At 46.1% G+C, this 14,839-nt stretch carries 13 protein-coding genes and 1 pseudogene; 2 read left to right on the forward strand and 12 right to left on the reverse strand.

What is annotated here, in order from left to right; all coding sequences use genetic code 11:
- The first annotated feature begins 500 nt into the window (after nt 1-500).
- Nucleotides 501-857, forward strand: coding sequence for a thioesterase family protein (locus QP860_RS05765; RefSeq protein WP_067973186.1), 357 nt, complete (start codon nt 501-503; stop codon nt 855-857).
- Between the two features lie 54 nt (nt 858-911).
- Here the strand turns inward: QP860_RS05765 and QP860_RS05770 are convergent, their stop codons facing one another.
- From QP860_RS05770 to QP860_RS05780, 3 genes are all read right to left on the reverse strand, one after another.
- Complete coding sequence (locus tag QP860_RS05770) at nt 912-1,616, reverse strand: O-methyltransferase (protein WP_284912337.1); 705 nt, start codon at nt 1,614-1,616, stop codon at nt 912-914.
- Between the two features lie 76 nt (nt 1,617-1,692).
- Nucleotides 1,693-3,039 (reverse strand): hemolysin family protein, encoded by a 1,347-nt coding sequence (locus QP860_RS05775; protein ID WP_070618163.1) that lies wholly within the window; start codon nt 3,037-3,039, stop codon nt 1,693-1,695.
- Between the two features lie 180 nt (nt 3,040-3,219).
- Nucleotides 3,220-5,040 (reverse strand): glycoside hydrolase family 3 protein, encoded by a 1,821-nt coding sequence (locus tag QP860_RS05780; protein WP_070618386.1) that lies wholly within the window; start codon nt 5,038-5,040, stop codon nt 3,220-3,222.
- 276 nt (nt 5,041-5,316) lie between these two features.
- Between QP860_RS05780 and cbpA the strand changes: the two genes are divergently transcribed.
- The gene (gene cbpA, locus QP860_RS05785; protein WP_284912338.1) at nt 5,317-6,018 is read left to right on the forward strand and encodes a cyclic di-AMP binding protein CbpA; all 702 of its coding nucleotides are present in this window, start codon (nt 5,317-5,319) and stop codon (nt 6,016-6,018) included.
- Between the two features lie 97 nt (nt 6,019-6,115).
- Here the strand turns inward: cbpA and QP860_RS05790 are convergent, their stop codons facing one another.
- The 9 genes and pseudogenes from QP860_RS05790 to QP860_RS05830 form a co-directional block, all read right to left on the reverse strand.
- Entirely contained in the window at nt 6,116-7,024 is a 909-nt protein-coding gene (locus tag QP860_RS05790) for a cysteine ABC transporter substrate-binding protein (protein WP_284911251.1), read from the reverse strand.
- Nucleotides 7,025-7,038: 14 nt separating this feature from the next.
- Nucleotides 7,039-7,788, reverse strand: a complete 750-nt coding sequence (locus QP860_RS05795) for an amino acid ABC transporter ATP-binding protein (RefSeq protein ID WP_284912339.1) — start codon at nt 7,786-7,788, stop codon at nt 7,039-7,041.
- Entirely contained in the window at nt 7,788-8,474 is a 687-nt protein-coding gene (locus tag QP860_RS05800) for an amino acid ABC transporter permease (protein WP_284912340.1), read from the reverse strand. The genes QP860_RS05795 and QP860_RS05800 overlap by 1 nt, the downstream gene beginning before the upstream one ends.
- A complete protein-coding gene (locus tag QP860_RS05805; protein WP_284912341.1) occupies nt 8,467-9,114 on the reverse strand; it encodes an amino acid ABC transporter permease in 648 nt (215 codons plus the stop codon). Before QP860_RS05805 ends, QP860_RS05800 begins: the two co-directional genes overlap by 8 nt.
- A gap of 310 nt (nt 9,115-9,424) precedes the next feature.
- Nucleotides 9,425-10,471, reverse strand: a pseudogene (locus QP860_RS05810) (ABC transporter ATP-binding protein).
- Nucleotides 10,458-11,336, reverse strand: coding sequence for an acyltransferase domain-containing protein (locus tag QP860_RS05815; protein ID WP_284912342.1), 879 nt, complete (start codon nt 11,334-11,336; stop codon nt 10,458-10,460). Before QP860_RS05815 ends, QP860_RS05810 begins: the two are co-directional and overlap by 14 nt.
- The gene (locus QP860_RS05820; RefSeq protein WP_284912343.1) at nt 11,333-12,178 is read right to left on the reverse strand and encodes a carbohydrate ABC transporter permease; all 846 of its coding nucleotides are present in this window, start codon (nt 12,176-12,178) and stop codon (nt 11,333-11,335) included. The genes QP860_RS05815 and QP860_RS05820 overlap by 4 nt, the downstream gene beginning before the upstream one ends.
- 12 nt (nt 12,179-12,190) lie before the next feature.
- The gene (locus tag QP860_RS05825) at nt 12,191-13,051 is read right to left on the reverse strand and encodes a carbohydrate ABC transporter permease (protein WP_083294349.1); all 861 of its coding nucleotides are present in this window, start codon (nt 13,049-13,051) and stop codon (nt 12,191-12,193) included.
- 446 nt (nt 13,052-13,497) lie between these two features.
- Nucleotides 13,498-14,811, reverse strand: a complete 1,314-nt coding sequence (locus QP860_RS05830) for a sugar ABC transporter substrate-binding protein (protein WP_284912344.1) — start codon at nt 14,809-14,811, stop codon at nt 13,498-13,500.
- Nucleotides 14,812-14,839 lie beyond the last annotated feature (28 nt).

Consider the following 14,839-nt stretch of genomic DNA (forward strand, 5'->3'; position numbering starts at 1 on the left):
ATAAGCTCGTTATTGCTGACTTTTTATAGTTGTTTGCTCAACTATTTATTGTTTGAATTGTTGGTTCATCAACTCGAGGTTGATGCCCTACACAATTGGTTCGTCTTCTTTGTTCAGTTTTCAAAGGTCTATCTCATCGCCTCGTTGAAGCGACCTAATTAGTATATCATCTTCTCCGAAAACTTGTCAAGAACTTTTTTAAAAGTTTCAGAAGTTTTTTTGAAGATGACCGATCGCTTTGCCAACGCTATGTAAGCGCTAACTTAACGACTCATTTAGTATATCGAAGTCTTTTGGACTTGTCAACACATTTTTTTGAAAATGTTTTTAACTTTTTCTCACCGCTCTCTCAAGCGGATCTCAAGTATATCTCATTTCAGTTTAAAGGTCAAGCCTTTTTACTAAAATAATTAAGTTGCCTTTAGACTGTGCGCCGACAAGCAACTTTGATATAATAACAAGAGAAGTGTTATATTGTCAAGTCTATCAGGGAGGATTTTATGAAAAAAGTTTTTACAGTGCGTCCAGAGCAAAGTGCCAAACAGGTTGGCTCAGGGGAATTAGAGGTTCTTGCTAGCCCTGTCCTCTTGGCTTATATGGAAAATGTTGCTTCTGAAATTTGTTTGAGTCATTGCCAAGGCAGCGAAACGACCGTTGGCATTGAGGTTGACTTCAAACACTTAGCCCCCTCTGCTGTCGGCAGTGAAATTACCATTGATGCTGATATCAAAAAAATTAAAAAGAATGTTATCAGTTTAGTCATTCAAGCAAGTGACCAAAATGGCCAAACAGTCGGGGAAGCTAAGCACAAACGAGCCATTGTTAACACAGAAAAATTTATGGCCAAATTAAAATAGCAAACTTATCGATAGAAAAGGCGCTGATCTCTTCAATAGATCAGCGCCTTTTGATTAGCCTTCCTTCATATAATTAAAGTGGTCCGTATCTTGGAGCTTCTGCACCATGAGGACCCCATCGCCTAGGGGGAGCAGCGAGGTTTTTAATTCAGGGCGCCCCAGACAGGCTTCTAAGAGACGGTTCAACTTAGCATTCATTCCTCGATTTCGCCGGGGCACTTCTTTGGGGTCCTTAAAGATCGTTCCTCCTTGGAAAATATCGTCAATCATGAGGACACCACCTAGTTTGAGCCGGTCTAAGCAGTAGGGAAAGAATTCATAGTACTTGGACTTGGCAGAATCCATAAAGATAAAGTCATAGTTTTTGGTTAATCGAGGCAAGATCTCCGCAGCTTCTCCCTGGAGAATTTGGATCTGGTTTTCTAGGCCAAGTTTGCCAATATTCTGCTGGGCTTCCTGGATCATCAGATCGTAGCGATCAATCGTATCTACATGGCGGTCGGGATAGCCGTAAGTCATAAGAGAAGCGGAGAAGGCAATAGCTGTACCGATCTCTAAGATTTCTTTTGCCTGGGTCACGCTAAGGAAGAAGTCAAGAAAGACGGCTGTTTCATGGGGGATGATAGGGACCCGGCGTTCATGGGCATCCTCTTCAATGGCCTTGAGCGGAGCCGGAAATTCCGTTTGCCCCTGGCGCATAAAGTCAAGTACCTCTTCCTTGACGATTGCTCGGTCCATCATTTCATTTAACTTGTGCATTCCAATCTTCCTTCCTCAAAAAAAGAGAGTGGGCAAGGCCTGGGCTCTCAACCTGCCCGCTTGTCCACCTTCTTTATTAGTCATCTTCTTTGTTTTCATCGTCTTGGCTAGCATCTTCTGCTAGGCGGGTCACTCGGATGCCGCGGATCCGCCCCTCCTCAACAAGTGTAGTTAACAGTTCATAGTTTTCAATTTGTAAATGTTCAGCTGCCCCGTCTTCAGGAAAGTGGCCTAGTTGTTCGATCATATAACCGGCTATGGTATCCGATTCATCCGATTGAATATCCGTTTGGAAAATCTGATTGAACTTGTAAATAGGTAACATGCCGTCGATCGCATAGTTTGACTCATCCAACTGGCGGTATTCACTATTGGCTTCATCATATTCGTCTTCAATTTCACCAACGATTTCTTCCAACAGGTCTTCTAAGGTAACAATCCCTACCACCCCACCGTACTCATCCTTTAAGATCGCCATATGTTGATGGTCCTTCTTAAATTGCAGCATCAGATCATCGATAAAAATCGTTTCTGGTGCAAAATAGGCCGGTTTGATCACATCTTTAATGCGGACTTGGTCGAAGCCCTTCTTGTGGGCCTGGCGCAAGATATCTTTCACATGGACGATGCCTAGGATATCATCCTTATCATCTGCAAAAACAGGAACACGTGAATATTGGGAACTCAGTGTCTCTTGAACATTAAAAGAATCAGGGTCATCAATATCTAACATAAAAGTATCTGTCCGCGGTACCATCACTTCACGAGCCAGCTTGCTATCCAAGGAGAGAACCCCTTGCATCATGCGGAATTCCGTCATATCGATAGCCCCGTCTGTCTGACTGTTCTCAATCAAAGCGCGCATCTCTTCGCGGGTCAAGTGCTCATCCTTCTTAGTGAAGTCAATAGGCACAAGCCGTTTCAATAAATTCGTCGAGGCCGTAAGTAACCAGACAAAAGGTGTAAAGAGGCGCTTCAAAAAAACAATCGCTCCCGAAGCCATCATGCTATATTTCTCGGGGAATTGGATGGCAACTTGTTTAGGAAAAAGTTCACCAAAAACCAAGGAAATATAAGAAAGGACCAGGGTCACCAAGGCTGAAGCTAGAATATCTGCACCTGGCAATTGGCCCAGATAAGGGCGGATATAGCCCACAAAAGTTGTGGCTGCCTGAGCAGAAGAGAAGAAGCCTGCAAAAGTTATTCCCACCTGGATGGTTGATAGAAAGGCATCCGAATCATCAAGCAAGGCTTGAACTCTCTTAGCGGCCTTATTTCCTTGATCAGCTAAACGACCAATCTTTTGGTGGTTGACTGATACAAAAGCCATTTCAGCACCTGCTAAAAAAGCGTTGATCAGCGTCAAAACTAAGATAATTAACAGTTGACTAACAATTGCCGTCTCGGCACCGGGACCTTCCATTTATGACATTACTCCTTTGTTCCATATCTTTAATTTCATTAATGAGAAAATACTCACTATTACTTTCAAGTATAGCTTTTGCCTCCATAAATTGCAAGCACCAGGGCTAAGTTAGGCAGAGCTAAAAAAGAGGAAGCTAATAAGCTCCCTCTCTTTATGCATCGATTTATTGCGCAGGATCTATGCTTTTGTTTTAGCTGGGTTGATACGGTTTTCGTAAACCTCTTTAACATTATAGTAAGTGTCTTCTTTACCACAGAATGAATCCACTGGGTCAACACCCTTGAAGGCTTCTGGCCCTTCTTGTAATTTGTCCATCAAGATTTCTAAGTTGAATGGCTTATCATCGTAAGCATTGATGTAAGTTTGTACTTGAGGCACATCAACAAGGTGGAATGGGTGGTTAACAGATACCATAATGGTTGGAATTTCATTCACATAGAATGGGCTATCTGGTGTCCCCTTAGAAGCTGGCCACGCTACACGTTGAACAGTACCAGCCGCAATCTTAGCTAAGTTAATTACTAAGTCATACTTATCAGTAAGCTTAGCGATTGGTTGTTTTTGAGCGTAAACGTTAGCAACAGCAGCTGAACGTTCTTCCTTAGGTAACTTCATAATTTTATCTTCAGTTGATTCCCAAACTTCAACATTGAAGCCACGTTTTTCCATGATTTCCTTCATGATATCAGCTGGGGATTCTTTTGAAGCGATCAATTGACCGAAGCCGCCCTTAACGCCTTCATTCATTACAAGGAGAACATTCTTGTAACGTTCAGGTGTTACAGGGAAGATATCTTCTTGGTTGTTCTTCACTAAGGTAATGGCTTTATCAGCTACTTCGCGAGCCATTGCTTGGTTTTCTTCAGTGTTGATATGAGCCAAGGCTTCTTCCTTAGGCGCTAATAAGCTCTTAGGATCTTTTTCGTGAAGACCAATTGAAGCTTTCAAGCCAAGGGTACGACGAAGGGCATCTTCTAAACGTTCATCAGTAATTGTTCCGTTTTCGTAACCTTCCTTCATCCATTGGAAGTCTTCGTCTGGATCATTAAAGAATAAGAAGAGGTCACAACCAGAAGCAATGGCTGTTGGTAAGATGTCGCGACGTGATAAAGCACCAGTCATCGCTACCATGTGGGAAGCATCTGTGATAACTGCCCCGTTGAAGCCCATCTTGTCTTTGAGTAAGCCAAGGAGGATTTCACGAGAAAGGGTAGCTGGTAACATCGCTTCTGATTCTGAGATGTCAGGGTTAATGGTTTTAGCATAAGATGGTAAGCCAATGTGTCCTGCCATGATAGCGGGTAGACCTGCATCAAAGAGTGAAGAATAAATCTTACCATATGAATTATCCCATTCTTCAGTTGAACAATGGTTGGTTGCGAATGATAAGTGGTGGTCACGTTCGTCATTCCCGTCCCCAGGGAAGTGTTTAGCAGTTGCGATGATGCCTTTTTCAGAGATTCCCTTGAGATAGTTTAGAGAGAAATCAATGACTTTTTGAACATCACTTGACCAGGTACGAACAGAGATAATGGGGTTACGCCAGTTGCTTTGTAAGTCAACGATTGGTGCAAAAGACATGTTACAGCCGATTGCTGCAGCTTCGTCCCCTGCAATCCGCCCCATTTCATAACCATATTTAGGATCGTTAGTAGCGGCTAACTTCACTTCATGTCCAACATAGGTCCCGTCAGTACAAGCACCATCCCCACCTGCTTCTGTATTCGCTGCGATTAAAACAGGAATCTTAGAGTTTTCTTGGAGAATCTTGTTTTGATTGTAGACGGTATCCGCATCAGATTTATTGTAGCGAACCCCTGCGATATGATAAGTATCAAGAACGCTCTTTAAGTAATCTTCTTCTGCGCTAGCCCCCATATTAAAGAATAATTGGCCAATTTTTTCATCAATTGACATGTTTTTGATGGTGTCTTCAACCCATTGAACACCTTTTTCATCTAAATTATAGGGTGCTTTTGTTAAATCGACTTTCTGCATTTTTACTTCTGCCATCGATTGCATCTCTCCTTTCATTAAGTCCACATGATATTATAAAGGCTTATGACCTTTATTTTATTATAGCAAAGTTCTTAGAAAATGTAAGGGGTTAACACTTGAATCAGGGGTCTAAGTCTTAAAAAGCCTTTTTAAAGTCTGTTTTGTGGTACATTTTTGGTTTTTCAATAAGAAAAAGGAGCTTTTAGATTAAATTTTTCTATTCTTAGCTCCAATAAAACTTAAATCCTTCTCATTATCTGAGGGGGTGTGTTATACTTGTATACGGTCAACAGAAAGGATGGTATCCCAGCAATGAATATCTCATCTTTTACCATTCAAAAGAAAGATGTGGTTTATGTTACGGCATCTACAACGATGCGTGATGCCTTGATTATTTTAGAAGATCACCAATTCCGCTGCATTCCCATCCTAGATGACAATGAGAAGATTTTTAGAGGTAATATCTACCGCTCACATCTCTATCAAAGGCTAGCGGAGGGCCAATCACTCGACGAACCGGTCACCCTCCTGCTCAAGAACGCCACTAAATATGTAAGTGTGGATAGTTCCTTCTACCGTGTGCTCTTTAATATCCGTGACTTGCCCTATATCGCAGTTCTCGACCAAGACAACCGCTTCTTCGGCTTGCTCACCCACCATCAATTCGAGCGCATGCTCAGTCATTCTTGGAAGTTAAATGACAGCAGCTATATCTTAACCGTTACGGTTCCTCAAGAATCAAGGGGGACCATGTCCAAGGTGACGAAGATTATTAGCCGGGTCTGCTCGATCAATAGCATGATTACTTTGACCGATCTCGAAGACCCCAGCCTCTGCCACCTGACATTCTTCCTTTCCGATACTTGTTCTTATCCTGAACTTCAAAAAATTGTTGCCCGGCTCAAACGTCGCGGCTTAAGAAATATTGGCCTTGAAGAACCAGATAAACTTTTCGAGTATAAAATGGGAAGCCTATAAGAGGTCTGGCGCCTGCGACAACAGTCGATACTGGCCGCCAGCCAATCCATCAAAAATCCCGCCAGCTTGCTAGCTAGCGGGATTTTTGATTTGCATTTTATTTTTTAGCGTAGTTAAAGGCATCATAGTAAGCTTTGAGGTCATCGCCTTCAAGGACAATCTGCTTAGGATCAACATCCTTGCCATAAACGGGCAGGCAGGTCTTGTCATAAGCCTTGGTGAAGAAGTGGTCTTGACCTAAACGCACAATCAAGTCATCCAAGTAATCTTTCAATTCCTGATTTCCTTTTTGAACAGCTGGGGCAATGGTATCTTCTTGCCCAAGGGATTCAATGCCTACTTTGAAGCCAGGATTTTCATTGGCCCAGGCCAGAACTTCTGTGTTATCCGTGGAGAAGGCGTCACCCCGGCCATCTCTTAGGGCATCATAAGCTTCTTGGTAGGCGTCATACTTGTCGATATTTTTGATGTCAGGAGCTTCTTTTTGGAAGTAGTTCTCTGCTGTTGTGCCCTTCACCAGGATTAACTTTTTATCCTTGAGCTGGTTGATATCGGTGACTAGGCCCTTCTCTGGTGAAACGACCCCGATAGCTACCTTCATGTAAGGGAGAGCGAAGTCCACTTGCTCGCGGCGCTCGTCGGTCACTGTGAAGTTGGCCAGGGTGATATCAACTTTCCCGGACTTCAAGAATTCAGCCCGACTAGCTGCATCCATGGGGACAAACTCTACCTTGTCGGCACTCCCTAAGAGGTCTTCCCCAATTTTCTTAGCGAGTTCGATATCATAACCCTGGGGCTGGCCTTTATCATCGACATAGCCAAAGGGCATCTTGTCTGCAAAGACACCGATGCGGATTTTGCCTGAGTCCTTAATCTCCGCTAGACTGCGGGCCGCTGCCTGCTTGCCGGCCGTCGCTGCAGGATCTTTGTCTGTTTGCTGGCCAGATTGACAAGCGGTAAGGAATAAAGCTACTAGTGCTAAGAGCGCGAATATTTTTTTCTTCATTTTCTTTTCTCCTTTTATCGGTCAAATGTTAAACGGTCTAAAAATTGCTGGGCACGCCGGGTCGTGGGCGCCTGGAAGAAGGCTTGGGGGTCGTGACTGCTCTCGACAATCTCTCCCCCATCGAAGAAGAGCAATTGGTCAGCCACTGCTTGGGCAAAGGCCATTTCATGGGTCACAATCACCATCGTCAGGCCCTCTTTGGCGAGCTCTAAAACGACATCTAAGACCTCTCGGACCAACTCAGGGTCCAGGGCAGCAGTTATTTCATCCAACAAAAGCGCTTTTGGATGCATCATCAAAGCCCGGACAATCGCTACCCGCTGCTTCTGTCCGCCAGAAAGCTGGCGGGGATAGGCTGCTGCCTTGTCTTCCAGTCCAACCTTGGCTAAGAGCTCACGGGCCTCCGCTTCAGCCTCTAGCCGGTCACGCTGCTGGACCTTGCAGGGAGCCAGGATCAGATTATCAATAACGGATAGATGGGGGAAGAGGTCATAGGATTGAAAGACCATCCCCACCTGTTCTCTCAGCGCCCGGATCTCACTTTCCGACTGGCCCATGGGCTGGCCATTAAAGCGGATCTCACCGGCATCGATCACTTCGAGGGCATTGAGACAGCGCAGGAAAGTCGATTTGCCACAGCCTGAAGGGCCAATGATGACCGTTACCTCTCCCCGCTCAACAGCTAAGGAGATGCCCTTGAGCACCTCAGTCTGTCCATCATAGGATTTGTGTAAATTATCAACTTCAATCAATAAGTCTGCCATTAGTGACCTCCTTCTTGCATCTTATTTTCTAAATATTGACTGATCTTTGAGAAAGGATAGCAGGCCGCAAAATATAAGAAGAAAATTGCCCCATAAATCCAGATGGCTCCACCCGGATAATCGAAGCGGTTCATATCAATAATCTGCTTGCCTACTGCAATCACTTCAACCACCCCAACAAGGACTACAATAGCTGTCGTCTTAATCATCCGGGTCATCAGACTTGTGATGGAAGGAAGGAGGCGGCGGATGATCTGCGGCATAATAATATAGCGGTAGACTTGGCTACGACTCAAAGCCAGGGCCAAGCCGCTCTCCGTCTGTTGCCGGGGCAGGGCTTCGATCGCTGACCGCACCAGTTCTGCCAATTCCGCAGTTCCCCAGAAAGTAAAGGCGAGGACTGCCGCTCCCTCAGCAGAGAAATTCAAATTCAAATGCTTAGCTGCTCCGAAATAGACCAAGAAAACTAAGACCAATTGCGGCATCACGCGGACAAATTCGACATAAACCCGCAAGATGGCTTTGATGACCCGGTAGCGGCTCGTCATCAGGACGCCTAAGAAGAGCCCCAGGACTAAGGAGCAGCCCATGGAAACCAGGGCCAGTTTGACCGTCACCCAAAGTCCTTCTAGTAAACGTAGGAAATTATTCCCTTCAAAGAGAATTTCTAGACCTGAATTAGCCATGCTGGAGCCTCCTTTCTAGGGCATGTCCCAGAAGCGAGAGCGGCAAGAGCAAGGCGGTGTAGGCCAGAACTAGAAGCAGAAGGGCCTCGTCTGTCTTGTAATAGAGGCCAATATGCTCCTTGGCCACATACATAAGATCCGCCAGAGCCACAATACTGAACATGGAGGTTTCCTTAATCAGAAAGACCACATTCGTCATAAGGGCCGGTACCGAAGTCGCCAAGGCTTGGGGCAAAACGACATAGCGGAAGGCTTGCTGGCGGGTTAAAGCCAGGCTGTAGGCCCCCTCCAACTGGTTCTCAGGGACCGCTTCGAGGCCTGAGCGAAAAGCTTCAGCCATGTAAGAAGATCCCAAGAAGGTTAAGCCGACAATTGCACAGACAGAAGATGGCCAGACCACACCGAGTTTGGGTAAGGCATAATACAAAAAGAACAGCTGGATGACCAAGGGGGTATTCCGGGACAGTTCGATATAAATTTGGACGAGGTAGCTTAGGACAGGCAGGCGCCAATAGCGGACCAAAGCACAAGCTAGGCCACAAATCAGCGACAGGACAACACCCAGTCCACCCAGGGCAAAAGTAAGCCCTGCTGCTTTGAGGTATTCCGGTAAGACCGCCCCTATGAATTCCCAATCCATTCCCTCACTCCTTTCAATCACTTATTTTTTACAAGCTAAATCATAGCCGGTCCCCCCAGCTCCTGTCAATTCCAAGTCAAAGACGGTCTGACCTATTAGGCAAAGCAAAAATAGCCTAAAAGCTTACTATTCTTGCATTTTTTAGCTAGCTGATAGGAAGAGCCGATAACCAACGATATGGAAAAGATAAAACTTAAGCCAAAAATATAAACAAATAAGAACAAAATAAATACAAAAAAACTATCTCAGAACTACTTAAATTGACGAGTTCTGAGATAGTTTTACTCTAGAGAGATCTGTGCCCCTTTAGTTAAAGTAAGGCTTCCTTAGTCTGCGGATCGAAATAAGATAAGGCCCTCGGATCTTTAATCTGTAAGGAATAGGCTTGGCCAACTTCCAATGGGGCTTGGCTGTCTGTCTTCACGCAAAGCCGACCCTCTTCCCCTTCCAGATAGAGATAGCGCTCGCTACCTAGGTTCTCGACCAAAGTCAAGCGATGACTTGCTCCCGCCACGACTTCAAGATTCTCAGGCCGGACGCCCAAAAGACAAGTCTCCTGGCTTAATTGGCCAGGTGTCGTATACGCCTGCCCCCATAAATTTAAGACCTGGTCATCCAAGACAGTCGGAAATATATTCATCTGTGGCGAGCCTAGGAATTCGGCGACAAAGCAATTGGCAGGAGCTTGGTAGAGCTCGTCCGGACGGCCCAACTGTTGGATGCGACCATCACGCATAACGACAATGCGGTCCCCCATGGTCATGGCTTCCGTCTGGTCGTGGGTCACATAAAGCATGGTCGCTCCCAGTTCCTGTTGGATGCGCGAAATCTCATAGCGCATCTGCACCCTCAGCTTAGCATCCAAGTTGGATAAGGGCTCATCCAGCAAGAAGACATTAGGTTCTCTCACAATCGCGCGTCCCAAGGCTACCCGCTGCCTTTGCCCACCCGACAACTGGCTGGGCTTGCGGTCCAGCAAGTCGGCCAAGTCCAATTTTTGGGCCACTTCTTCAACCCGGCGGTCAATTACTGCAGGCTTTTCCTTTCTTAATTTCAAAGAAAAGCCAAGGTTCTGACGCACATTGAGATGGGGGTAGAGGGCATAATTCTGGAAGACCATGGCCACATTCCGGTCTTTAGGGTCGATGTCGTTGACAACCTGCCCATCGATCAAGATCTCCCCTTCAGACAAGCTTTCTAACCCAGCTAAAAGCCGCATCAAAGTCTACTTGCCACAACCCGATGGCCCCACCAAAACGAGGAGTTCACCGTCATTAATCTTAAGGTTAAAGTCTCGGACGGCGGCTTGCCCTTCAGCATAGCGCTTAGTGACCCCTTTAAATTCAATACTTGCCATTTCTTTCCTCCTTAATCATGGGGCGGTAAGCAAGACCTGCCCCTAAAATATCTGCTCCTGACCGAGCTAGCCCCTGCAAACGCGAGCCTTGGTAGACAGTGGGTGCTTGGTCTAAAATGCGAGCCCTTGCCATATCCGGCCAATCCGTACTTGCCAGCAGGTGAAAGAAGGAAGCAAACTGGCGAATACGGCTTCCTTCACCGAGCACTTGCCATAAGCCTGGGTACAAGAGCCAGGAAAAACAACTAAAAGCTTGATAGGCTTCACCAGGGAAATGCTGGCTAAAAAAAGCTTCTGCCTGGTCAAAGGAGGCCTGGCAATTGGCCAAGCTGAGCTCACTCCCCTCCATGATATGAACCGCTAATAAGGGGGTTCCCTCTGGCCAAAAAGCCAAGTCCTCTTCTGGCAGGTGGTAGTAGTCTGGGGCATTCATCCAGTGAGTCCACTCAAATTGCAAAGTCCCTAACTTGAAGATTTTTAAATCAAAAATGCGCAGCAACCACTGGCCATCATCTGCAGTCAACCCTAAAGTCCCATGGGCTTCATAATAGAGGCGCTCACGCAAGTACAAATCGCCCAAACTAGCTTGTAAAATACCCAAGGGAAGCCCCTGGGACTTATAGCGTTCAGCAGCTTGGGGAAGTAAGAGAAAGAGACTGGCTAAGCGCTGGCTCGGCTTTAAGCGCTGGATCATAGCTAGCCGCTGGTCACCAACTTCGGGCCAAGTATCTGCTAAAACATCCTGAGCCCTCTGCCAATCTTTTGCCCCTAGCTGACTCACTAGGTCCTTCCAAAGGCTAAAATGCGGCTGGCCTGCATCCAATAAGGCAAGAATTTCTTCATCACTAGGCATCATTTCACTCATCCTTTCACTGCTCCTGCCATTAAACCCGAAATTAAATGCCGTCTAAATACCAAAGCCAGGAGGGCAGGTGGCACAATCGCAAAGACACCTGCTGTTGCAACGAGACCATAATGAATGGAATCACGGGTCATAAACTCCGACATCACCAGCGTCATCAGCTTGGTCTCCTGGGAACTGGTTAAAATCATAGGAATTTGATACTGGCTCCAAGACATCAGGACCAGCATCAGAAAAGCTGTAATTAAAATAGGTTTAGCATTGGGCAATATCACCTTAGTAAAGGCCTGCCATTCCGTACAACCATCCGTTCGAGCTGCTTCCCAGAGTTCTTTAGGGATAGCCCTAAAATAAGACTGGACCATCCAAGTCGTCACCGGCAAGAAGGCGGAAACATAGACAATGGCTACCCAAAAGCTCTGGTCCAACCAGCCCCTCTCCGCAAACATAGCATAGAGGGGGATAATCGTGGTAAAAACCGGAATCACAATGGTGAAGAGCAAGAAATACAGGACAAACTTCCGCCCTCTAAAGTCCTGGCGCACAAAAACATAGGCAGAAGCTACCGCTATCGGCAAGGCCAGAATAACAGTCACCAAGGCCATCTTCAAAGAATTCCCCAAGCCCCGCATCACAGTTTCATGGGCTGAGCTATGGGGATCGAGAACTAGCTGGTAATTGCTGAAGTCAATCTGACTCGGCAACAAGTGGGGCGTCGCTGCTAGCACTTCCTTTTCCGGTGTCAGGGTCAAAATCACTGTCCAGAGCAGGGGGCCCAGGCTAAAGATCAAAAATATTCCTGCCATGAGCCAATAGAGCATACGGCTCGACCGACGTTCTTTCATTCCTACTACCTCCTATATCTTTTCTGCCATTTTACGAATATAAACAAAGGCTAAGATGCCCGATAGAATCGTAATCACATAAGTAATCGCAGAGCCAAAACCAAAGTTCAAGAATGAAAAGGTGTTCATGTAATTATAAACTAAGAGGGTTTGGGTCTCGTAGCGATAACCAGCTAGGGCTACAATTTCATCAAAGACGTTTAAGGCCGCCATGGTCATTTGGATCAAGGCCAGACCAATGGAGGGCCAAATAAGAGGCAGGGTGACCATGCGGAAATCCTGCCAGGCTGTGGACCCGTCCACTCGGGCTGCCTCATAGAGCTCGCGGGGGATAGTCTGCAAGTTAGCCAAGATAAGCAAGGCACAGAAAGGGATCACCCGCCAAGCCACAACCAAGGCAGCAATCATCATGAGCATCCAGCGATTGGCCGTCCAAGCAATGGGTTGGTCAATCAGTTGCAAGTTTATCAATAGCTTGTTTAAAAAACCGTAGCCTGGATAAAAGATAAAATTCCATATAATCCCATTAACAATTGGGGGTAGAGCCCAAGGGATAATCGCAATCGCCGTCAATACTGGCGTTATCACATGTCGGCGGTTGAGCATCAGGGCAATGGCTAAGCTCATGATCAAACCAATAACCAGGACAAAAATTAAAACCAGCAAGGAATTGATGAGAGCCTGGTAAAAGTCCGAAGACTGTAAAACGGTCAGGTAATTCTCTAAGCCCACAAAACGCACATTACCGGGCTCAGTTAATTTTAAGCGGTAGAAACTATAGACCAAGGTCCGGCAAATGGGGTAGACCACAAAGACCAGCATGATCACGAGCATGGGGCTCAGTAGCAACCAAGGTTTGAAGCGTTTAAACATCATAGACCTCCTTCAAAGCTTAACAAAAAAGAGGCTGGTTCGATTGTCCAGCCTCCGACAAAGCAGATTCATTAGATTCTTTCCCAAATCGTATTGGCGAGCATCCGTTTCGCTTTTGAATTTGGCCCTTGAATCTTGGAGGACCAAGAACGGCTTTCGCCGTTTTGTACTATATCCGTAAGTCGCTAACGCTCCAACGGCTATAGCAGCATCGGTTCGGGCTAGCAGAAATAGCTCCTCTTCACAAAGATCCACCGAAGACTTACAGTCTTCTCTTGCTCTTTGCTCCAGAGGTCTATTTCTCCCGCTAGTCCTCGCACCCTTGGCTTGCTTTTTCATGACTAAGGGCCAACTTCAAAGCTCCACTCCTGCTCAAAACAAGCTGATATAAAAATGATTCTTTAATAAATCGCTAGTTACCAACACTAAAAGTAGAAAATTCCTAATTAGGCATTTGTCTCGACGATGGCGTTTACTTTTTCTGTCATTTGGTCAGCGGCTTCTTCTGGTGTTAACTTCCCGTTAGCCATTTCGCTAATGGTATTGAAGATTTCTGTACTCATTTCTGTATAGTATTTAGGCACGCCGTTAGGGAAAGGTGAGCCGACCATATCAGCAAGCTGCAACATTTCCTCTGATTCACGGATTTGCCCGTCTGATACGACCGCTTGTAAGGCAGACTTGCGAGTAGGCAGGATTTCAACTTCTTTAAAGAGTTCTTTTTGGGTTTCCTCAGAAGTGTACCAGTCGACGAATTTCTTCGCAGCTTCAGGATTTTCGCTATATGGGGAGACACCAACTGCTTCAACAAAGGAATCGGTCCGGTTTGATGGGCCATCCTTACCAGGAAGGGGCACTACCTCTACCTCGCCTTGGACAGCTGAGTCTTTCTCCGAATCCACGCGAATGGCATAGAAGGAAGGCGCAACCGCATAAGAGGCTTCCCCCTTCTTGATGAGGTCATACTTGCCTTCATTGGTCGTCCGGTAGGCAGGGTCCACTAATTCTTTTTGGTTGAGCTCATCCATGATCTTCAAGGTTTCCAAGGCATTATCCCGGTTGAGAGTATTGTCCTTATTGAAGACTTCGCCTGTCAGCGCATAATTAATAGTCAAGAAAGAAGTGGTTGTATTCTCGTCTGCAGCCATGGGAAGAGCCACCGGATATTTAACCACTCCTTGGTCCTTAATCTGCTCAGCTGCTTGGACCACATCCTGCCAGGTCTGAGGCGCCTGGTCTAGGCCGGCTTGGTTAAATTGTTTCTGGTTCATGTAAGACATCCGGTACTCGTTGGAATAAGGGATGGCATAGTAGTCGGTCCCTACTTGGAAGGTCTTCAGTGAAGGGATATCTTTGACGGTCGCTTCATCAACTTCCAGGGGAGCCAACCAACCGGCTTCTTTGAATTCTCCTACCCAGGACCAGTCCACTTCGAAGACATCGGCTGCGGCCTTCTTCCCTACAGCAGCGGTTGAAATCTTATCGCGGATATCATCCCAAGAAGTTGGCATAACATTAACCTTAATGCCTGTCTCATTTTCAAAGTCTTTGAGCATCTCGTCACTCGGTTGGCCGTATTCTGGAATCATAAAAGAAATTTCTTGTTTTTCGCCGTTTCCAGCTGCTTCTTCGCTCTGGGGATCGGTATTATCCTGGGCACTCGACGATTCTTCCCCGATCCCCATGCCCGCATTGGAACAGCCAGCCAAGAAGGCCAGGAGTAGAGACGTTGAGGCTAAGTATTTAAAAGGTTTTTTCATGGTTTTTCCTCCATCTAATTATTAGGAC

Source organism: Aerococcus sp. UMB1112A (assembly GCF_030230715.1).
In the GTDB taxonomy this organism is placed as follows: domain Bacteria; phylum Bacillota; class Bacilli; order Lactobacillales; family Aerococcaceae; genus Aerococcus.